Annotated in this window: 22 protein-coding genes and 1 tRNA gene; 13 read left to right on the plus strand and 10 right to left on the minus strand. The window is 66.3% G+C overall.

All coding sequences use genetic code 11. The features are described 5' to 3' along the window. The first annotated feature begins 117 nt into the window (after positions 1–117). From argA to M2282_RS00675, 3 genes are all read left to right on the plus strand, one after another. A complete protein-coding gene (argA, locus tag M2282_RS00665; protein WP_280806885.1) occupies positions 118–1464 on the plus strand; it encodes an amino-acid N-acetyltransferase in 1347 nt (448 codons plus the stop codon). Between the two features lie 25 nt (positions 1465–1489). Continuing rightward, a complete protein-coding gene (locus M2282_RS00670; RefSeq protein ID WP_280806886.1) occupies positions 1490–2128 on the plus strand; it encodes a LysE family translocator in 639 nt (212 codons plus the stop codon). A gap of 106 nt (positions 2129–2234) precedes the next feature. Continuing rightward, positions 2235–3233: a DUF3829 domain-containing protein gene (locus M2282_RS00675; protein WP_280806887.1), complete on the plus strand. Its 999-nt coding sequence runs from the start codon at positions 2235–2237 to the stop codon at positions 3231–3233. A 17-nt stretch (positions 3234–3250) separates the two neighbouring features. Here the strand turns inward: M2282_RS00675 and M2282_RS00680 are convergent, their stop codons facing one another. Next, positions 3251–4258: a zinc-dependent alcohol dehydrogenase family protein gene (locus M2282_RS00680; RefSeq protein WP_280806888.1), complete on the minus strand. Its 1008-nt coding sequence runs from the start codon at positions 4256–4258 to the stop codon at positions 3251–3253. Between the two features lie 93 nt (positions 4259–4351). Between M2282_RS00680 and M2282_RS00685 the strand changes: the two genes are divergently transcribed. The 8 genes from M2282_RS00685 to M2282_RS00720 all read left to right on the plus strand — a co-directional run bounded on the left by M2282_RS00685 (position 4352) and on the right by M2282_RS00720 (position 13278). Then, the gene (locus M2282_RS00685) at positions 4352–5218 is read left to right on the plus strand and encodes a LysR family transcriptional regulator (protein WP_280806889.1); all 867 of its coding nucleotides are present in this window, start codon (positions 4352–4354) and stop codon (positions 5216–5218) included. Between the two features lie 32 nt (positions 5219–5250). Beyond that, positions 5251–6462, plus strand: a complete 1212-nt coding sequence (gene dapC, locus M2282_RS00690) for a succinyldiaminopimelate transaminase (protein WP_280806890.1) — start codon at positions 5251–5253, stop codon at positions 6460–6462. Between the two features lie 48 nt (positions 6463–6510). Continuing rightward, positions 6511–7344: a 2,3,4,5-tetrahydropyridine-2,6-dicarboxylate N-succinyltransferase gene (dapD, locus tag M2282_RS00695; RefSeq protein WP_280806891.1), complete on the plus strand. Its 834-nt coding sequence runs from the start codon at positions 6511–6513 to the stop codon at positions 7342–7344. A 51-nt stretch (positions 7345–7395) separates the two neighbouring features. Continuing rightward, on the plus strand, positions 7396–8544 hold the full coding sequence (locus tag M2282_RS00700) for a PilT/PilU family type 4a pilus ATPase (RefSeq protein ID WP_280806892.1): 1149 nt from the start codon (positions 7396–7398) through the stop codon (positions 8542–8544). Positions 8545–8560: 16 nt separating this feature from the next. Beyond that, positions 8561–9736 (plus strand): succinyl-diaminopimelate desuccinylase, encoded by a 1176-nt coding sequence (dapE, locus tag M2282_RS00705; RefSeq protein WP_280806893.1) that lies wholly within the window; start codon positions 8561–8563, stop codon positions 9734–9736. Continuing rightward, entirely contained in the window at positions 9733–10611 is an 879-nt protein-coding gene (prmB, locus tag M2282_RS00710) for a 50S ribosomal protein L3 N(5)-glutamine methyltransferase (RefSeq protein ID WP_280806894.1), read from the plus strand. Before dapE ends, prmB begins: the two co-directional genes overlap by 4 nt. 168 nt (positions 10612–10779) lie before the next feature. Continuing rightward, a complete protein-coding gene (locus M2282_RS00715; protein ID WP_280806895.1) occupies positions 10780–12747 on the plus strand; it encodes an ABC-F family ATP-binding cassette domain-containing protein in 1968 nt (655 codons plus the stop codon). 21 nt (positions 12748–12768) lie between these two features. Then, a complete protein-coding gene (locus M2282_RS00720) occupies positions 12769–13278 on the plus strand; it encodes a hypothetical protein (protein WP_280806896.1) in 510 nt (169 codons plus the stop codon). Here the strand turns inward: M2282_RS00720 and M2282_RS00725 are convergent. Together M2282_RS00725 and M2282_RS00730 are read right to left on the minus strand one after the other, a co-directional pair. Next, positions 13223–13456: a hypothetical protein gene (locus M2282_RS00725; RefSeq protein WP_280806897.1), complete on the minus strand. Its 234-nt coding sequence runs from the start codon at positions 13454–13456 to the stop codon at positions 13223–13225. The genes M2282_RS00720 and M2282_RS00725 overlap by 56 nt on opposite strands. Before the next feature lie 7 nt (positions 13457–13463). Then, entirely contained in the window at positions 13464–13664 is a 201-nt protein-coding gene (locus M2282_RS00730) for an XRE family transcriptional regulator (protein ID WP_280806898.1), read from the minus strand. On the opposite strand from M2282_RS00730, the gene M2282_RS00735 reads away from it, so the two are divergent. Continuing rightward, positions 13663–14394 (plus strand): helix-turn-helix domain-containing protein, encoded by a 732-nt coding sequence (locus M2282_RS00735; RefSeq protein WP_280806899.1) that lies wholly within the window; start codon positions 13663–13665, stop codon positions 14392–14394. The two genes, M2282_RS00730 and M2282_RS00735, sit on opposite strands and share 2 nt — an antisense overlap. 323 nt (positions 14395–14717) lie before the next feature. On the opposite strand, the gene M2282_RS00740 is transcribed toward M2282_RS00735, so the two are convergent. Both M2282_RS00740 and M2282_RS00745 read right to left on the minus strand, forming a co-directional pair. Beyond that, entirely contained in the window at positions 14718–15278 is a 561-nt protein-coding gene (locus M2282_RS00740; protein ID WP_280806900.1) for a fasciclin domain-containing protein, read from the minus strand. A gap of 145 nt (positions 15279–15423) precedes the next feature. Continuing rightward, the gene (locus M2282_RS00745) at positions 15424–15729 is read right to left on the minus strand and encodes a hypothetical protein (RefSeq protein ID WP_280806901.1); all 306 of its coding nucleotides are present in this window, start codon (positions 15727–15729) and stop codon (positions 15424–15426) included. Positions 15730–15930: 201 nt separating this feature from the next. Here M2282_RS00745 and M2282_RS00750 point away from each other — a divergent pair, with 201 nt between their 5' ends. After that, positions 15931–16311 carry a hypothetical protein gene (locus tag M2282_RS00750; RefSeq protein ID WP_280806902.1) on the plus strand — a complete coding sequence of 127 codons (381 nt, stop codon included), beginning with the start codon at positions 15931–15933 and terminating at the stop codon, positions 16309–16311. A gap of 178 nt (positions 16312–16489) precedes the next feature. Here the strand turns inward: M2282_RS00750 and M2282_RS00755 are convergent. The 5 genes from M2282_RS00755 to tolB all read right to left on the minus strand — a co-directional run bounded on the left by M2282_RS00755 (position 16490) and on the right by tolB (position 19988). Continuing rightward, positions 16490–16565: transfer RNA gene (locus M2282_RS00755), tRNA-Lys, on the minus strand. Between the two features lie 48 nt (positions 16566–16613). Beyond that, a complete protein-coding gene (locus M2282_RS00760; RefSeq protein WP_280806903.1) occupies positions 16614–17453 on the minus strand; it encodes a tRNA threonylcarbamoyladenosine dehydratase in 840 nt (279 codons plus the stop codon). A gap of 19 nt (positions 17454–17472) precedes the next feature. Beyond that, on the minus strand, positions 17473–18222 hold the full coding sequence (gene ybgF, locus M2282_RS00765; RefSeq protein ID WP_280806904.1) for a tol-pal system protein YbgF: 750 nt from the start codon (positions 18220–18222) through the stop codon (positions 17473–17475). Beyond that, positions 18222–18737 carry a peptidoglycan-associated lipoprotein Pal gene (pal, locus tag M2282_RS00770; RefSeq protein WP_280806905.1) on the minus strand — a complete coding sequence of 172 codons (516 nt, stop codon included), beginning with the start codon at positions 18735–18737 and terminating at the stop codon, positions 18222–18224. Before pal ends, ybgF begins: the two co-directional genes overlap by 1 nt. A gap of 24 nt (positions 18738–18761) precedes the next feature. Continuing rightward, positions 18762–19988 carry a Tol-Pal system beta propeller repeat protein TolB gene (tolB, locus tag M2282_RS00775; RefSeq protein WP_280806906.1) on the minus strand — a complete coding sequence of 409 codons (1227 nt, stop codon included), beginning with the start codon at positions 19986–19988 and terminating at the stop codon, positions 18762–18764. Positions 19989–20043: the final 55 nt, after the last annotated feature.

Genomic DNA, 20043 nt, shown 5'->3' on the forward strand with positions numbered 1-20043 from the left:
CGCGCAGCGGCTGTTGCACGGCGTGGCCCGGCCCTGCCCACCGGGGCCGCGCCTGTGTGCTGCGCGCATTGGCCTGAGTCGTACGAACGGCTTTCCAAGAATGCACAATCACGCCCCATGTCCACCGTCTTCAATTTCACCTTCGTGCCCTGGTTCCGCTCGGTCGCGCCCTACATCCACACGCACCGCGGTAAGACTTTCGTGGTCGGGCTCGCGGGCGAGGCGATTGCGGCGGGCAAGCTGCAGAACATCGCGCAAGACCTGGCGCTGATCCAGAGCATGGGCGTGAAGATCGTGCTGGTGCACGGCTTCCGTCCGCAGGTCAACGAACAGCTGGCCGCCAAGGGCCACGAGGCGCGCTACTCGCACGGCATCCGCATCACCGACGAGGTGGCGCTCGACTCCGCGCAGGAAGCCGCCGGACAGCTGCGCTACGAGATCGAAGCGGCCTTCAGCCAGGGCCTGCCGAACACGCCGATGGCCGGCTCGACGGTGCGGGTGATCTCGGGCAACTTCATCACCGCGCGCCCCGTGGGCGTGGTCGACGGGGTCGACTTCAAGCATTCGGGCCTGGTGCGCAAGGTAGATGCCTCGGGCATCCGCCGCACGCTGGATTTCGGCGCGATGGTGCTCATGTCGCCCTTCGGCTTCTCGCCCACCGGCGAGGCCTTCAATCTCACGATGGAAGAAGTCGCCACCAGCGTGGCCATCTCGATCCAGGCCGACAAGCTGATCTTCCTGACCGAGATTCCGGGCATCCGCATGGACAGCGAGCTGCCCGAGAGCGAAGACAACCCGATAGACACCGAACTTCCGCTGGACGCCGCCGAGAAGCTGCTCGCCTCTTTGCCGCCCGCGCAGAAACCCACCGACACCGCCTTCTACCTGCAGCACTGCGTGAAGGCCTGCAAGGGCGGCGTGGAGCGCAACCACATCCTGCCGTTCGCGCTCGACGGCTCGCTGTTGCTCGAGGTGTATGTGCATGACGGCGTCGGCACCATGGTGATCGACGAAAAGCTTGAAAGCCTGCGCGAAGCCTCCGTCGATGACATCGGCGGCATCCTTCAGCTGATCGAGCCCTTCGAGCGCGACGGCACGCTGGTCAAGCGCGACCGCACCGAGATCGAGCGCGACGTGGGCCACTACACGGTGATCGAGCACGACGGCGTGATCTTCGGCTGCGCAGCGCTCTACCCGTACCCCGAGGCGAAGACGGCCGAGATGGCGGCGCTGACCGTCTCGCCGCTCTCGCAGTCGCAGGGCGATGGCGAACGCATCTTGAAGCGCATCGAGCACCGCGCCAAGTCCATGGGCCTGGAGAGCATCTTCGTGCTCACCACGCGCACGATGCACTGGTTCCTCAAGCGCGGCTTCCAGCAGGTCAACCCCGACTGGTTGCCCGAAGCCCGCAAGCGCAAGTACAACTGGGACCGCAAGAGCATGGTCCTGGTCAAGAAGATCTGAAGAACATCCAGAGGGAGACACCACGATGACGCTCACCACCGCCCTGCTGTTCGCCATCGTGGCCTTCGCCGCGATCGCCACGCCCGGCCCCACCGTGCTGCTGGCGCTGAGCAACGGCTCGCGCCATGGCGTGCGCCGGGCGCTGCCGGGCATGCTGGGCGCGGTGCTGTCGGACTTCGTGCTGGTCGGCGCCGTGGCGCTCGGCCTCGGCGCCCTGCTGGCGGCTTCGGAGTTCTGGTTCTCGATGCTCAAGTGGGTCGGCGCGGTCTACCTGGCCTGGCTGGGCCTGCGCATGCTGCGCTCCAAGGGCGGTTTCCAGCTGCCGGCCGCGGATGGCGCCGCTACGGTCACGGCGGGCGAAAGCCGGCGCATCTTCTTCAAGTCCTTTCTCGTGGCGGTGACCAACCCCAAGGGCTACATCTTCTGCTCGGCGCTGCTGCCGCAGTTCATCGACCCGACGGCTGCGCAGGCGCCGCAGTACCTGATCATTGCGTTGATCTTCGCGGGCCTGGACACGCTGGTGATGCTGGCCTATGCCTTCATCGGCGCCCGCGCTATTCGCCTTCTGACGATTTCGGCCACGCGCTGGATCGACCGCGCCTGCGGCGGCATGCTGCTGGCGCTGGCGGGCTCGCTCGCCTTCTACCGGCGCAGCGCCGCCTGATCCCTCGACCGCTGTCCTCAGGCAGCGGCGCCCCTCCCCCACGATGTCTCGCGCGAGCCGGGCCACGGCTTGCCTTTGCTGTTTTCTTAACGGAGGAAAAGAAAGAATGAAGAAGTACCAGACCCTTTTTGGAGCCACCCTCGTCGCCATCTCGGCGCTCGTCGCAGGCTGCGGCGACAAGGCGGACAAGGCCTCGCAGGCCCAGCCCCAGGTCAGCGCCGGACAGTCCAGCAACGAGCAGCAGCTCATCGAGAAATACAACATCTACGTCGATGTTTCCAACAGCCTGAGCACCTCGTTCCAGGAAGCGCGCGAGAACTACGTCGAGAACCAGGTGCCGCTGCTCCAGGCCAAGGCACCGCTGACCAGCCTGCGCATCCAGAACGACATCCTGGTCGACCGTTCGGCCAAGAAGCTCGACAGCGCCGCCGCCATCGCCGCGCCGCTGCCCGAGATCGACGAATCGGCCAAGGCGTTCTCGGCCGCGCTCAAGGTCCTGTCGCCCCTGAGCCGCGAGTTGAACGACTACGCCAACTCCAAGGGCTACCTCGCCGACAACGGCGACAAGGCGCGCCAGATGAACAAGGACTACCTGGCCGCGCTCACCACCGTCGCCGAGGCCGAAGCCGCCTTCGACAAGGGCCTCGGCGCCCGCGACCAGGCGCTCACCAAGGAAGCCTTCGAGAAGGCGCCCAAGGACACGGCCGCCTACTACCGCGCCGGGCTCATCTACCACGGCAAGTTGAACCACGCCGATGCCATGACGCTGTTCGCGGCGCCCAACGATCCGAAGGCACTCGCCGCCTTCGAAGCCTCGCTGGCGCTGGTGGCCGACTCGGCCGCGGGCTGGAGCAAGAAGATGGCCGAGCAGTCGACCCAGAGCGGCAAGAGCTGCAGCGGCGGCATGCTGCAGATCAACGAGTTCATCGGCCAGTCGCGCTCGATGGTCAAGGACATCAAGGACGGCGTATTCGCCCGCAAGGAGACTGGCGCGATGGCCCGGATGCCGGCCCACATGCGCAGCTCCAGCATCGTCAGCTCGGCCAACCGCTACAACCAGAACTTCGCCAACATGATCGGGCAGTTCAACCACCCGCTCTGCTGAGGCGATCCAGGCCGCGTTCAGCCAGCGATATCGACCACGATGCGGCCGCGGGCCTGGCCCGATTCGACGGCCTCGTGGGCGCCGGTGGCCTCGCCCAGCGTAAAGCGGCGCGCCTCCATGAGCGGCACGAGCTGTCCGGCTTCGGCCAGCCGCGCCGCCGCTTGCAGGATCTCGCCATGGTGGGCGCGGCCCTTTCCCGTGATCATGGGCAGCAGCGTGAAAACGCCCGAATAGGTCGCTGCGCGGAACGACAGCGGCGCCAGCTTGTGCGTGCCCCAGCCGAGACAGCTGACGACATGGCCGCCGTAGCGGCGGGCAGCGGCGAACGACGCATCGAGCACCGCGCCGCCGACCGTGTCGTAGACCACGTCGAAGCCTTCGCCGCCGGTGTGCTGCGCGACGTAGTCCTCCACCGATGTCGTCGTGAAATCGATGGGCGTCGCGCCGAAGCGCCGGATGGTTTCGGCCTGCTCCGGCCTGCCGGTCGCGAACACCCTCGCGCCCAGAGAGCGCGCCAACTGCACCGCCATGTGGCCGACGCCGCCTGCCCCGCCGTGCACCAGCACCGTCTGCCCGGCCTGCGTCTTCGCCCGGTCCACAAGCCCTTCGTAGGCGGTGATGAACACCAGCGGCATCCCCGCCGCTTCGCGCATGCCAAGGTTGTGCGGCTTGAGCGCGATCAGGTCGGCATCGACCGCCGCGTACTCGGCGAGCGTGCCCTGCAGGCCACCGATGCCGCCGGCCATGCCGTAGACCTCGTCGCCGCGCTTGAACCTGGTCACGCCGGGGCCGACCGCCTCCACCACGCCGGCCAGGTCCATGCCCAGCACCGCGGGCAACGGCTGTTGCGCGTGCGCGGCCTGGCCTGCGCGGATCTTCGTGTCGAGCGGATTCACGCCACTCGCGTGGATGCGCACCAGCACCTCGTTGCGGCCGACCGTGGGACGCGTGAGTTCGGCGCTGCGAAAGGGCTGGCCGGCGGCGTCGAGCACGGCGGCACGCATGGTTGAAGAGGAAGTCGTCATTGGGAAATCCTTGAAGTTGTGAAGTGATGGAGCGATTGTTCGATCAACACAAATGCAAGTAAATCGACAGAATTGCAGGTTTATCATTCACAAATGAATGACACCCCCATGGAGTGGAGCGACGTCAAGGTCTTCCTGGCCATCGCCCGCACCGGCACGCTGATGGCCGCGGCCCGGCAGATCGGCCTGTCGCAGCCGACCATGGGCCGGCGGCTGAAGGCGCTGGAGGCGAGCCTGTCGCTCACACTTTTCCAGCGCACGAGCGACGGCTTCGTGCTCACGGCCGAAGGCGAATCGGTGCTCGGCCATGCCGAGCGCATGGAGGAACAGGCGCTCGCCTTCCAGCGCGAGCTCGAAGGCCGCGAGCAGCGGCTGGAAGGCTCGCTGCGCGTGTCGTCCTCGGACTGGTTCGGCGTGTACGTGCTCTCGCCGATGCTGGCGGGGTTCATCCGCCAGCACCCGGGCGTGAGTGTCGAACTGCTGACCGACGCGCGCCTGTTGAACCTCGCGCGGCGCGAAGCCGACCTGGTCTTTCGCATCCAGCCCTTCGACGAGCCCTACATCCTGCAGCGCAAGCTGATGCGCACGGAGTACGCGCTCTTCGGGGCCGACGGGCGAAAGGCGCCGAAGCCCGGCGATGGCACCGGCACCGCGCTGGTCACGCTCGACACCGCCTACCGCGACTTCCCCGACGTCGTCTGGCTGCGCCGCATGCTGCCCAACGCCCGCGTTGCCTTCGCGAGCAACAGCCGCGAGGTGCAGGCCCGGCTCTGCGCCGCCGGCACCGGCCTGGCCGTGTTGCCCGTCGCGCTGGGCGACCAGACCCCGGGCCTGCGGCGCATCGACCTCGGCGAAGCCCCACCCGGGCGCGACGTCTGGCTCGGCTACCACCGCGACCTGCGGCGCCTGGCGCGGCTGCGGGCGCTCATCGACTGCACGATCGAGGCCCTGGCGTCGTGAAGCAGACACCCCCGTCGCCGATAATCCGGCGCATGAATCCCTTGCTTTCCAGGTTGCAGCCGTACCCCTTCGAGCGGCTGAAGCAACTGTTCGCGGGCGTCACGCCCGTTCCCGAATACGCCCCCATCAGCCTCGGCATCGGCGAACCCAAGCACGCCACGCCAGCCTTCATCAAGGAAGCGCTGAGCGCCAGCCTAGGCGCCCTGGCCGCCTACCCCGCCACTGCCGGCGACCTCAAACTGCGCACCGCCTTCACCGGCTGGCTCCAGACCCGCTACGGCCTTGCGCTCGATCCGGCCACGCAGGTGCTCCCCGTCAACGGCTCGCGCGAGGCGCTGTTCTCGCTGGCGCAAACGGTGATCGATGCCACCGTCTCGCCGCAGCCCGTGGTGCTGTCGCCCAATCCGTTCTATCAAATCTACGAGGGCGCAGCGCTGCTCTCGGGCGCCGAGCCGTACTACGTGCCGAGCGTGCCGTCGCGCAATTTCGCGGTCGACTGGGACAGCGTGCCTGATGACATCTGGGCCCGCACGCAACTGGTGTTCGTCTGCTCGCCGGGCAATCCGACCGGCGCGGTGATGGCGCTGGACGAATGGCAGAAGCTCTTTGCCCTGTCGGACCGCCACGGCTTCGTGATCGCGGCCGACGAGTGCTACAGCGAGATCTACTTTCGCGACGAGCCACCGCTCAGCGGCCTGGAAGCCTCCGTGAAGCTCGGCCGGCCCGACTTCAGGAACCTGATCGCCCTCACGTCCCTTTCGAAGCGCAGCAACGTGCCGGGCCTGCGCAGCGGCTTCGTGGCGGGCGACGCGGCCATCATCAAGAAGTTTCTGCTCTACCGCACCTACCACGGCAGCGCCATGAGCGGCATCGTGGCCGCCGCCAGCATCGCGGCCTGGGGCGACGAGGCGCATGTGATCGAGAACCGCGCCAAGTACCGCGCCAAGTTCGCCGCCGTCACCCCGCTGCTCGAACCGGTGCTCGACGTGCGCCTGCCCGACGCCAGTTTCTACCTCTGGGCCGGCGTGCCCGAAGTGTGGGCTGGCGACGACGAAGCCTTCGCCCGCGCGCTCTACGCTCAATACAATGTCACGGTTCTGCCGGGGAGCTATCTGGCGCGAGACACAACGCACAGCGCCAATCCTGGCCGGGGCCGCATCCGCATGGCCCTGGTGGCCGAAACGGCCGAGTGCGTGGAAGCCGCCAAGCGCATCGTCAGCTTCGTCAAGGACGGCCGGCGCTAGGCCGATTCCTTCCCCCCTGGCTCCCATTTTTCACCCGAGACTTTCTCCATGACCCAGCAACTGCAACAAATCATCGACGCCGCGTGGGAAGACCGCGCCAACATCTCGCCCGCCGCCGCCCCCGCCGAAGTGCGCGATGCCGTGGAGCAAGTGATCACCGAGCTCAACAACGGCAAGCTGCGCGTGGCCACCCGCGAAAGCGTCGGCAAGTGGACGGTGCACCAGTGGATCAAGAAGGCCGTGCTGCTGTCGTTCCGCCTGAAGGACAACGAGCAGATGCAGGCCGGCTCGCTAGGCTTTTTCGACAAGGTGCCGACCAAGTTCTCGCACCTGTCGGCCGCCGAGTTGAAGGAATCGGGCGTGCGCATCGTGCCGCCGGCCGTGGCCCGCCGCGGCAGCTACATCGCCAAGGGCGCGATCCTGATGCCCTCGTACGTGAACATCGGCGCCTACGTGGGCGAAGGCACCATGGTCGACACCTGGGCCACCGTGGGCTCGTGCGCACAGATCGGCGCCAACGTGCACCTGTCGGGCGGCGTCGGCATCGGCGGCGTGCTCGAGCCGCTGCAGGCCGGCCCCACCATCATCGAAGACAACTGCTTCATCGGCGCGCGCTCCGAAGTGGTCGAAGGCGTGGTCATCGAAGAAAACTCGGTGCTCGGCATGGGCGTGTACATAGGCCAGAGCACCCCGATCTTCAACCGCGACACCGGCGAGACCTTCTTCGGCCGCGTGCCGTCGGGCAGCGTCGTCATCAGCGGCAACCTGCCCAAGAAGACCAAGTCGGGCCAGGACTACAGCACCTACGCCGCGATCATCGTCAAGACGGTCGATGCGCAAACGCGTTCCAAGACCAGCCTGAACGACCTGCTGCGCGACTGATCCCCCTGCTTTTGTCCCGTTAGAAAACAACAGACCCGAGGAGAGAGACCGATGAACATGATGGAGCGAATTCTTCGTTTGATGGCCGAGCGCAAGGCCTCCGACATCTACCTCTCGGCTCACTCCCCGGTGATGATCCGCATCAACGGCATCTGCGTGCCGATCAATGCGCAGGTGCTGCCCGCAACGGCGCCGCTCGCGCTGCTGTCCGAGGTGGTGCCCGAAGCCCGCATCCAGGAGCTGGAGAACACGGGCGAACTGAACATGGCTGTCGCCCTCGAAGGCGCCGGCAACTACCGCATCAGCGCCATGCGCCAGCGCGGCACCTATGCGGTGGTGGTGCGGCACATCGCCTCGGTCATTCCGAGCTTTGCCGACCTGAACCTGCCCGACATCCTGAAGACGCTGATCATGGACAAGCGCGGGCTGATCCTGATGGTCGGCGCGACCGGCGCGGGCAAGACGACCACCCTGGCCTCGATGCTGGACTACCGCAACGAAAACGCCAGCGGCCACATCCTCACGGTCGAGGAGCCGATCGAATTCACCTACACCAACAAGAAATCGCTGGTGAACCAGCGCGACGTGGGCAGCGACACCACCTCGCTGCACGTCGCGCTCAAGAACGCGCTGCGCCAGGCGCCCGACGTGATCCAGATCGGCGAAATCCGCGACCGCGAGACCATGACGGCCGCCATCGCCTATGCGCAGTCGGGGCACCTGTGCGTGGCCACGCTGCACGCCAACAACAGCTACCGCGCGCTGAACCGCATCCTGAGCTTCTTCCCGGTGGAAGTGCGCTCCACGCTGCTGGGCGACCTGGGCGGCGCGCTGCGCGCCATCGTGTCGCAGCGCCTGTTGCGCACGCCGACCGGCGCGCGCGTGCCGGCGCTCGAAGTCATGCTGAACACCGCGCTGGTGGCCGACCTCATCGAAAAGGGCGACTTCTCCGCGGTGAAAGAGGCCATGCAGCAGTCGATGGCCGAAGGCTCGCAGACCTTCGAGGAAGACATCGCCCGCCTCGTCATCGAGGAGCGCGTGACGCGCGAAGAAGGCCTGGCCCACTCCGACTCGCCCACCAACCTGCTGTGGCGCCTGCAGAACCGTGCGGCGCCCAAGCAGCAGGTCGACGACCGCCACTTGACCGACCAGGTCGACGAACCGACCTTTACCGACATCACGCTCGACGTGAAGTTCTGAACGAACCTTTTTCCCGATGTCCCGCACGCTCCAGCTCGCCGAACAACTCATCTCGCGCCCCTCGGTCACCCCTGACGACGCGGGCTGCCAACAGATCCTCGGCGAACGGCTGGCGCAGTTGGGCTTTGCACTCGAAACCATCGAGAGCGGTCCGGCCGACTTTCGCGTGACCAACCTCTGGGCGGTGCGCCGCCCGATTGATGCGGCAGGCAGCAAGACGCTGGTGTTCGCCGGCCACACCGACGTGGTGCCAACCGGCCCCGTCGAGCAGTGGACCAGCCACCCGTTCACGCCCACGCACCGCGACGGCAAGCTGTACGGCCGCGGCGCATGCGACATGAAGACCTCGGTGGCGGCATTCGTCGTGTCCATCGAAGAATTCCTGCAGGCCACGCCAGCCCCCAAGCTCACGCTGGCCCTTCTGCTCACGAGCGATGAAGAAGGCCCGGGCGTCGACGGCACCGTCATCGTCTGCAACGCGCTGGCCGCGCGCGGCGAAGTCATCGACTACTGCATCGTCGGCGAGCCCACGGCCGTGGAGCGCTGCGGCGACATGATCAAGAACGGCCGCCGCGGCACCATGAGCGGCAAGCTCACGGTCAAGGGCGTGCAGGGGCACATCGCCTACCCGCACCTGGCGAAGAACCCGGTGCATGCGGTGGCGCCGGCGCTGGCCGAACTGGTGGCCATCAACACGGCTGGCGGCTGGGATGCGGGCAACGACTATTTCCAGCCGACCAGCTGGCAGATCAGCAATTTCCATTCGGGCACGGGCGCGAGCAACGTGATCCCGGGCAATGCGGTGATCGATTTCAACTTCCGCTTCTCGACCGAATCGACGCCCGAATCGCTGCAGCGGCGCGTGCATGCCGTGCTCGATGCACATGGCGTGGACTACACGCTCGCGTGGACGGTCGGCGGCCTGCCCTTCCTCACCACCCCGGGCGAACTCGTCACCTCGGTGCAGGCGGCCATTGCCGACGAAACCGGCATCACGACCGAACTCTCGACCAGCGGCGGCACCAGCGATGCGCGCTTCATCGCCAAGATCTGCAAGCAGGTGGTCGAGCTGGGCCCGGTCAACGCCAGCATCCACAAGATCGACGAGCACATCGACGTGGCCGAGATCGAGACGCTGAAGAACATCTACAGGCGCACGCTGGAACGGCTCGAAGCCTCGCTGGCCCGATGAGCACCGTCATCGAACTCATCGAGGCCGGCGCGAAGCGGCTGGAAGAAGCCGGCGTCGCCTTCGGGCACGGCACCGCGAACGCCTTCGACGAAGCCGCGTGGCTCGTGCTGTGGCGCCTGAAGCTACCGCTGGACGACATCGACGCAGTGGCCGACACCGCCGTCTCGCCAGCGGATGCCGGCAAGGTCGCGGCGCTGCTCGACGAGCGCATCGCCACGCGCAAGCCCGCCGCCTACCTCACCAAGGAAGCCTGGCTGCAGGGCGTGCCCTTCTACGTGGACGAGCGCGCCATCGTGCCGCGCAGCTTCATCGCCGAACTGATCGCCGACGGCAGCATCGACTACTGGCTCGGCACGCACACGCAGCGCGTGCTCGACCTGTGCACCGGCAACGGCAGCCTGGCCGTGATCGCTGCGCTGACCTACCCGGACGTGACGGTGGACGCCGCCGACCTGTCGGTAGCGGCGCTCGAGGTCGCGGCAATCAATGTCACCCGGCACGAACTCGATGCGCGCGTGAAGCTGGTCGAATCCGACGGCTTGGCCAACCTGCCCGGGCCGTACGACCTGGTGCTGTGCAACCCGCCCTACGTGAACAGCGCCAGCATGGCCGCCCTGCCCGCCGAATACCGGGCCGAGCCCGAACTGGCGCTGGCCGGCGGCACGGACGGCATGGATTTCATCCGCAAGCTGTTCGCCGACGCGCCTTCCCGCATGAGCGAGCAGGCGGTGCTGGTGCTGGAAATCGGCAACGAGCGCGACTACTTCGAAGCGGCGTTCCCGCAACTCGAGGTGGTGTGGCTCGAAACCTCGGCGGGCGAGGACCAGGTCCTGCTCGTGACCCGGACGGCCCTCGCGTCGCTCTCGCCGCCATGACGGTGCTGGCCGGCGCCGGCGCGCGTTAGCTGCGCCCGCCCAAACCCTTTCCGCCGATTTGTTGCAGCGCTGGCTGCGGTCCCCTTCATCGGGCGATGTCCCCTTTTGCCCCTTCGCGCCAGGACGCCCCGGGCCGGACGGGATAATCGCTCCTACGGTTCCTATTCCATGATTACTCTCAAAAACGTCATTCTTCGCCGCAGCGCCAAGAAACTGCTCGACGGCGCCACCGTCACCATCAACCCCGGTGAAAAGGTCGGCCTCGTCGGGCGCAACGGCGCGGGCAAGTCCACGCTGTTCGCGCTCTTCAACGGCTCGCTGCACGAAGACGGCGGCGATTTCTACGTGCCCAAGCAGTGGCGCATGGCCCAGGTGGCGCAGGACATGCCCGAAACCGGGGAATCGGCCACCGACTTCGTGGTCGGCGGCGACACCCGCCTGGCCGAACTGCGCGCCACGCTCGCGGCCATCGAGGCCGCCTACACCGAGAACCCCGACGATGCGGACATCGGCATGGAACTGGCCCACGCCTACACGGACCTGGCCGATGCCGGCGAGCACGACGCCGTGCCGCGCGCGCAGGCACTCATCCTGGGCCTGGGTTTCAAGTCGCACGAGCTCGACGGCCCCGTCAACAGCTTCTCGGGCGGCTGGCGCATGCGCCTGCAACTTGCCCGCGCGCTGATGTGCCCGAGCGACCTGCTGCTCCTCGACGAACCGACGAACCACCTGGACCTGGACGCACTCGTCTGGCTCGAAGCCTGGCTGCAGAAGTACCCCGGCACCATGATCGTCATCAGCCACGACCGAGAGTTCCTCGACGCCGTGACCGACGTCACCCTGCACATCGCCAATGCCCAGCTCACGCGCTACGGCGGCAACTACAGCAAGTTCGAGGAAATGCGCGCGCTGCAGATGGAGCAGCAGCAGGTCGCGTTCTCCAAGCAGCAGGACAAGATCGCCCACCTGCAGAAGTTCATCGACCGCTTCAAGGCCAAGGCCAGCAAGGCCAAGCAGGCACAGAGCCGGGTCAAAGCGCTGGAGCGCATGGAAAAAGTGGCGCCGCTCTTGGCCGAAGCCGACTTCACCTTCGAGTTCAAGGAGCCGGGAAACATTCCTAACCCGATGCTCTCGATCGCCAATGCGAGCTTCGGCTACGAAATCGAAGACGCCGAGCCCAAGACCATCCTGCGCGGCGTGAGCCGCTCGGTGCTCGCGGGTCAGCGCATCGGCATCCTGGGCGCCAACGGCCAGGGCAAGTCGACGCTGGTGAAGACCATCGCGCGCGAAATGGGCGCGCTGGCCGGCGAGGTCACCGAAGGCAAGGGCCTGAACATCGGCTACTTCGCGCAGCAGGAACTCGACGTGCTGCGCCCGCAGGACAACCCGCTGGAGCACATGGTGCGCATGGCCCGCGAACTGGGCAGCGCCGTCAAGGAAAGCACCGGCGAGCAGGCGCTGCGCGGTTTCCTCGGCAGCTTCAATTTCAGCGGCGACATGGTCAAGCAGCCCGTGGGCACCATGAGCGGCGGCGAAAAGGCCCGCCTCGTGCTCGCGATGATGGTCTGGCAGCGCCCCAACCTGCTGCTGCTGGACGAGCCCACCAACCACCTGGACCTCGCCACACGCGAGGCCCTGGCCGTGGCGCTCAACGAGTTCGAAGGCACGCTGATGCTGGTGAGCCACGACCGTGCGCTGCTGCGCTCGGTGTGCGACGAGTTCTGGCTCGTGGGCCGCGGCGTGGTCACCGATTTCGACGGCGACCTGGACGACTACCAGCGCTACCTGCTTGACGAAGCCAAGCGCCTGCGCGAGGAAGCCAAGATCGCGGTGCGCGAGGCCGAGAGCGCCGTGGTGGCCGCAGCGGCTGCGGCGCCGGCCAAGGCCAGCGCCCAGGACCGCCAGCAGCGCAGGGACCAGGCCAAGCCGATCAAGCGCGAAATCGCACAGATCGACGAACGCCTCGTTACCGCCGGCGCCGAGCGCACTGCGCTGGAGGCGCGCCTGACCCAACCCCTTCCATCCGCCGAGATCGCCGACGCGGGCAAGCGGCTGAAGGCCCTGAACGACGAAATCGCCAAGCTCGAGGAACGCTGGCTGGCCCTCTCGGACCAGCTGGAGGCTCTGGCTGCCTGACCAACCCGGGAGACACGCTGCATGCCGTCCGCCATCGAACTGGCCCGTGGTGACGAAAAACTCATCGCGGCCATCCACCGCAGCCGGCGCCTGATCGGCCGCAAGGCCTTGATGGCGGCGGCGGCCAGCGCGATCCCGCTGCCCGGCATCGACTGGGCGGCCGATGCGGCTCTGCTCTCGCGGCTGGTGCCGCAGATCAGCGCCGAATTCGGGCTCTCGGTCACCCAGGTCGAAAAGCTCGCGCCGCACCAGCGAGAGCGTATCCAGAAGGCCGCCACCACCGTAGGCGCGCTGCTGGTCGGCCGGCTGGTGACGCGCGACCTGCTGATCAAGCTGGCGAAGCACGCCGGCGTGCGCCTCACGGCCAAGCAGGCCACCAAGTACGTGCCGATCGCCGGGCAGATCGTCTCTGCAGCGCTGGGCTACGCGGCCTTGCGTGCCCTGGGCGAGCAGCACATCAAGGACTGCGTGCGCGTCAGCGCCACACTCGGTCTAGCGCCTCCCGCACCGCACGTGCCCGTTGGCGCGTAGCGCCGTCGAACAGCACGCACGCGGTCCAGAATGCCCCGGCCAGGCCGAACATCGCCATGCCGGTGAAGCGGGCGCTGCCAGTCAGCAATCCATGGACCAGCGCGGCAACCGCCAGCAGTGCCAGCAGCGCGCACAGGGCGCAGTCGAGCCACAGGCCCGAGGCTGGAGGACGGCGCATTGCCCGGTCATTTGGTGCGGGGCCAGGTGAAGGGCGCGGGCGCTTGCGCCGCGCCGGGGACGTCGGCCTTCACCTGCTGCTCGTAGGCGGTCAGCAGCGCCACGTAGTGCCGCGACATGACGTCGCGGACCCGTCCAAGGCCGATCTTGCTGACGGTGGGCTGTGGAATTCCGGTGCGTTCCTGGATCTGCTTCTGCGTGAGGCCCATGGCTCTCAGCGCCTGGACCAATTCGGCTAGCTCCAAGGCCGCACGCAAATACGCCAAACTGACCCAGAAGCAGGCCGAAATCGCTTCCGGCGTCAAGCAAGCCAGCATCTCGAAGATTGAGCGCGGCGACATCACACGCTCGATCAGCCTGCTCGCGCTGGCACGCGTCTACCGCGCCGATCCCAACTGGCTGGATACCGGCGACGGCCCGGCGCCGTGGGACCCGGTCCAGATCCGCAAGGCGCAGCACAACGCCAACGAACCTGCGGCGATCTACCGCGTCGTGCGCGTGCCTCCGGAACTGCCGTCCTTCGCGCCCGGCACGCCCGGCACGCCCGGCACGGTGCCGCTGATCTCCTGGTCGCAGGCGGCCAACTGGGATGGCGCCGGCCAGCAGACCGCCGACTGCTGGATTCCCTGCATCGCCCATCACACCCCCGAAAAAACCTATGCGTTGCGGGTGGAGGGCGACAGCATGACCGCCGCGAGCGGCGAATTGAAAAGCTATCCCGAGGGCTCGATCATCTTCGTGGACACCAATCTCAAGACGCCTGACGACGGCGAACGCGTGATCGCTCTGCTCACCGAGGGCAACAGGCTCACCTTCAAGGAATTCAAGGAGCAGGACGGCCCCCGCTGGCTGCTGCCCCTCAACACCAGGCACGAGCCGATCCGCACCGCCTTCGTCGTGCTCGGCACCGTTGTCGGCAAATGGGAAGACGAGGACTGAACCAACGCCGTGGAATGGAAGATCGACCAGCACATGCAGCGGCGCTGGAAGCACGGGCGCAAGGTCAGGTTGTGTACAGCTTTGCGGTACATAGTCAGGGCTCTCCCGTGACCTGCATCCTCTCTGATCCTCCCTCCTCCAGCAGGTCACCTTCCAGCCCGCCTCGTGCGGGCTGTTTTTTTAAGGGCGTGTTGCTCGCCCCCAGGGCTGCGCGCAGTTCGTGTCGCTTCGCCAACCCCCTACCGGGGGCAACACCTGCGGCCTGGCAAAGCCAGTTCCGCGGTCCTCCTGGAATGAGAGAGTGGGCCGATATGGCTTGGCCTTTATTTGGGCAGCAGCACCTTGTCCACCACGTGGATCACACCGTTCGACTGGTAGACGTTCGGGATCGTGACGATGGCGGTGCCACCCTTCTCATCGGTGAGCGTGATCTTGCCGCCCTTGCTCTTGGCAATCAGCGTGCCCCCGGCGACGGTCTTCAGTTCGGCGGAGCCCTTGCCGGCCTTGATCTCTTTCTTGAGCTCGGCCGCATCGAGCTTGCCCGACACGACGTGGTAGGTCAGCACGCCGGTCAGCGCATTCTTGCTCTCGGGCTTGAGCAACGTATCGACCGTGCCGGCCGGCAGTTTCGCGAAGGCCGCATTGGTGGGTGCGAACACGGTGAACGGACCCGGGCCCTTGAGCGTGTCGACGAGGCCTGCCGCCTTCACGGCCGCCACCAGCGTGCTGTGGTCCTTGGAGTTGACCGCGTTGTCGATGATGTCCTTGGTGGGCAGCATCGGCGCGCCACCGACCATGACGCTGGACGCCATCGCCGAATAGGCGCCGGCTGAAAGCGCGACGGCGAGAGTTACGGCTGCGAGGCGATGAAGTTTGCTGTGCATGAAGGTGCTCCTGTTGGGTGACTGGCGCGCCACGAAAATGCGTGGCGGCTGCCTTCCATACGGCGCGTGGTGCGCAACAGATTCATTCATCGCCGAAAAGAGCACGCCCTACAACCATCGAGACGAGCGGACGATGACGCCGCTCTCAAGTCCGGAACGAGCGCAGCGTTCGCCATTGCGGACGCCGCGGCTTCTTTCCGTACGCCAACGCGATGATCAGTCCCACCCCGGCCACCGCGGCGCCGCCCAGCACCGCGGGGTTCAGCAGGAAGCGGCCGATTCGCGAGCGGCGGGGCTCCTCGTTCGTTTCACCGGAGGCCGCGCGCTCCAGCGGGGTGATCGCCCGCAACTCGTTCGGGTTTTCCTCCGCCTCGAGAACGGCCCGGGAAATCTCCAGCGGCGTCAGTTCGTCTGCCGCAGGGCCGGAAAGCGTGGTGTCGTTGACGGGCATGGGAAAGCCTTTCCTCGTAGGTTGATCTTGGGCTCAAGCCTCGCCTGTGCGCGCGCCGCGGCTGCTCAGCCGGTGGCGGGCATTGGCGTAGGCCAGCACCTTCTACGACGTCCGCGGTCGACACCAACGGCGTAGAAAGAAACGAATTTCGCAGACGCCTATATTCGGTGAACCGCTTTTTTCCCCCGAACCAAGATGCCATTGAACGCCCACGAACTGAAGCAGCTCGCCGAAGCCGCAGAACACTCGGCCGAGCCCATTTGCGGTTGCTGGCTGCATCGCACGGCTGCGTGGGAAAGCTTCACCGAAGACCGCTGGCCCACCGACCTGCTGCAGCGCGTGGGCACGCTGCGCGCCGAAGATATCGACGAGCCGACCTTCGAGGAATTCCATCCGCACGGCACCCGCTACGACTCGGTGGATGCGCCGATCTCGGTCTCGCACTTTCCGTTCAATCGCTGCGACGTGTTCCGGTGCACGGCGTGCGCGCGGCTGGTGATGCGGTACACCGAGTTCGGTGGCTACTACGTGGACCACCGGGCGCGGCGGGTGGATGCCGCGCTGGTGGTTGCCGAGGCTTGAATCAGCAGACCTTTTGTACTCCGGTGCAGACGAAACATCGACAAGAAGCCGAGCGCAGTGAGCAGTTCCGTGACAGCCGATGGCGCCACTCAGACGCCTCGAGTTGCGCAGGCGTGGAACGAAAAAAAAAGCCCGCTGTCTGTTCAACAGCGGGCTTTTTGTATTCAGCGAGGTTCGGTGGTAGGACGTACTGGATTCGAACCAGTGACCAACGGATTAAAAGTCCGCTGCTCTACCAACTGAGCTAACGTCCCGGAACCATTTTTTGCTTCTGCCGACGTTGAATCCGGCAAAGCCAAAGATTATAGCGTGGCGTTGCTCGCGATTTTGTCGAGAACCCAACCTGCCGCACATTGTCCGAAAGTCGCCGTGACGCTCACCACCGAGCCATAGCCGTGGCAATTGAGCGAACCGTCGCCTTCGATCGCACAGGACGCATCGGGTGGCGCAACGCTTTCGCGGCTGAAGACGCAGGTCACGCCGATCTTGCGGCCCTCGCGCGGTGCGCCATGGTCCTTGCGCAGGCGCTGCCGAAGCTGGGCGAGCAGCGGGTCGTGCGTGACAAGCGACAGATCGTCGATGTCCACCTTGTGCGCCTGCCGCTTGCCGCCTGCCGCACCCACGGTAATGAACGCGGCGCGCGATGCGCGTGCCCATGCGGCCATGGTCAGCTTGGCCTTCACTTGGTCACAGGCGTCGATGACGGCGGTGGCCGGGCCGTTCGCGGCCTGCGCTGCATCGAGCAATGCAACCCAGTTGCCAGGCTCCACGAACTCGTCGAGCGCGAGCACCTTGCAATCGGGATTGATCTGCGCGATACGGTCGCGCATGGCCTCGACCTTGGCCTGCCCCACGGTCGTATCGAGTGCGTGGATCTGCCGGTTGATGTTCGACTCCGACACATGGTCCAAATCGACCAGCGTCAGCCGCCCCACCCCGCTGCGCGCCAGTGCTTCCACCGCCCACGAGCCCACGCCGCCGATGCCGGCGACCAGGACATGTGCATTGCGGATGCGCGCGGCACCGGCCACGCCGTAGAGCCGCTCCAAGCCGCCGAAGCGGCGCGCAAAGTCAGGCGCCGCGGTGTCGGTGACGACATCCGCGGCGGCTGGTGTGAACGCTGCTGGAAGGGTGGCGCTCAAGCGGAGGGCTCCGCCGGCACTAGCGCAGTCGCGAGAGACGCTCGCGGCCCGCCTGTGCAGCTTCGGACTGCGGATAGGCCTTGGCGAGGTCTTCCAGCGTGCGGCGAGCCGCGCGCGTGTCCTTCAGCTCGATCTGGCAATTCGCGATCGACAGCACGGCTTCAGGGGCCTTGGCGTGATCGGGGGCGAGCGAGAGCATCGAGCGGAAATTCGCGATGGCCTCGTTGTAATTGCGCGTGGCGTACTGCGCATTGCCCAGCCAGAACAGCGCCGACGCGTTGTAGCCGCTTTGGGGGTAACGCTTCACGAATTCGGCGAAGGCGGTTTGCGCCTGCGCGAATTGGCCGGAACGGAAGACACCGAGCGCGGCTTCGAAGTCCGCCTTTTCCTTGGGATCGGCGTTGAACTCGCGGCCGTCGACCGACACCTTGGACGGCTCGTTCTGCTTGAGCTTGTCGTCGATGGTGCTCTGGCGCGACTGCATCTCGCTCAGCGTGCGCGTGAGCTGCTCGTTCTGGCCGGTCATGCGCGCCAGGTCGCCACGCATCTGCTCGATCTGGTTCTGCAGGTCGAGCAGGCTGCGGCGCAGTTGGCCGTTCTCGTCGGTCAGCCGCTGGTCAGTTTGCTGGCGCATGGCCTCGACCCGCTGCCGCAGATCGAGGATGGCGCGACGCGCCTCGTCATCCTCGAACAGTGCGGCTTGCGACCCCATCGAGACGCAAAGCAAGGCGGCAGCCAGCGCCGCGCCCCGCAACAGAGCGCGTGGCATCACCGGGTGTAGCGGATTTCAGCGCGGCGGTTCTGTGCCCACGCCTCTTCGCCGCCACCCTGAACGGCCGGCTTTTCCTTGCCGAAGCTCACCGCTTCGATCTGGTTGTCGCTCACGCCCAGCAGGGTCAGTGCACGACGCACGGCTTCGGCGCGCTTCTGGCCCAGCGCCAGGTTGTACTCACGGCCACCGCGCTCATCGGTATGACCTTCGATCGAGATGCGGCGTTGCGGCGCGCTCTTCAGGAAGCGGGCATGGCCGTCGATGATCGACTGGAACTCGGGCTTGACCGTATAGCTGTCGTAGTCGAAGTACACGATGCGTTCCACGCCGATGGGGCCTTGAGCCGTGGCTGCACCCTGGTCGGCATTGACCGGGGTCACGGTGCTGGCGCCGCCTTGCTGGCCTGCGGTACCGCGGCCGTCGGTGACGGGTGTGTCGTTGAGCTTCGTGCCTGACGAGCAACCAGCGATGAGAGCCACGATGGCCAGCGAATAAATTGTGCGTTTCAACATTACGAACTCCTCAAATAAACCTGATCATTGCTTTTGAAACGGACCCCAGTCCGGTTCTCTGATGTCTCCTGCCTGTCCCGCCAGCCGTGCCTTTATTTTTCCGTCGAGCGTGGTCGTCATGAGCGCTTCGCGGCCTTGCAGGTGCGTGGCGTAGACGATCAGCTTGCTATTGGGGGCAAAACTCGGGCTCTCGTCGGCAGTGGTGTCGGTGATGGACGCGACATTGCCGCTCGCCAACTCCATCACCTGGAGTTTGAAGGCACCACCGATGCGCGAGATGTAGGCCAACCACCGGCCATCTCCGCTGACGGACGGAGAAATGTTGTAGGTGCCGCTGAAGGTGACGCGCGTCGGGTTGCCGCCGCTGGCACTCATCTTGTAGATCTGGGGGGCGCCGCCGCGGTCGCTCACGAAGTAGATCGTGCCGCCGTCGGCGGAGTAGACCGGTTCGGTATCGATGCTCGCGCTCTGGGTCAGACGGCGCGGTTCGCCGCCGCCGGCCGGGATCGTATAGAGCTGCGAGCCGCCGTCGCGGCTGAGCGTGACTGCGAGCGAGTTGCCGTCCGGTGCCCAGGCCGGTGCGCTGTTGGAACCCTTGAAGTTCGCCAGCAGGCGACGCTGGCCGCTGGCCACGTTGTGCACGTAGACCACGGGCTTGCGCGATTCGAAGGACACGTACGCCAATTGCTGCCCGTTGGACGACCAGCACGGCGAGATGATCGGCTCGGGACTGGCGAGCGCAGCCTGAGCGTTCTCGCCGTCGGCATCGGCCACCCACAGCGAATAGCGGCTGCCACCCTTGGTGACGTAGGCGATGCGGGTCGAGAAGATGCCCTTCTCGCCGGTCAGCTTTTCATAGACGAAGTCGGCGATGCGGTGCGAGGCGAGGCGCAGGTCGCCCTGCGGCACGGTATAGCTCTGGCCACCGAGGTCTTGCCCCTTGACCACGTCCCACAGGCGGAACTTGACGTCGAAGCGGCCGTCGGCGAGCCGGGTGACGCTGCCCACCACCAGCGAATCGGCGGTGCGCTGGCGCCACAGCGACAGGTCGGGGCGCGAGGCCTCGTCCAGCGCCTGGCCCGAAGCATCGACGCCGCGAAACTGCCCGCTTCGCTCGAGGTCGGCCTGGACGATGGCCGATATCTTCTGCGGCGAGGAATCCTGGCCTTTGAAAGGAACAAGCGCGATTGGCAATTGCGTCAACCCGACGCCCGACACTTCGACCCGGAACTGGGCAAGTGCAGGAATCATGGGGGTGGCAGCAAGGGCCGCAATGAGAGTGCGGCGTGCAAATAGCGATGAAGAA

It is taken from the genome of Variovorax boronicumulans (assembly GCF_029892485.1).
In the GTDB taxonomy this organism is placed as follows: Bacteria; Pseudomonadota; Gammaproteobacteria; order Burkholderiales; family Burkholderiaceae_C; genus Variovorax; species Variovorax boronicumulans_B.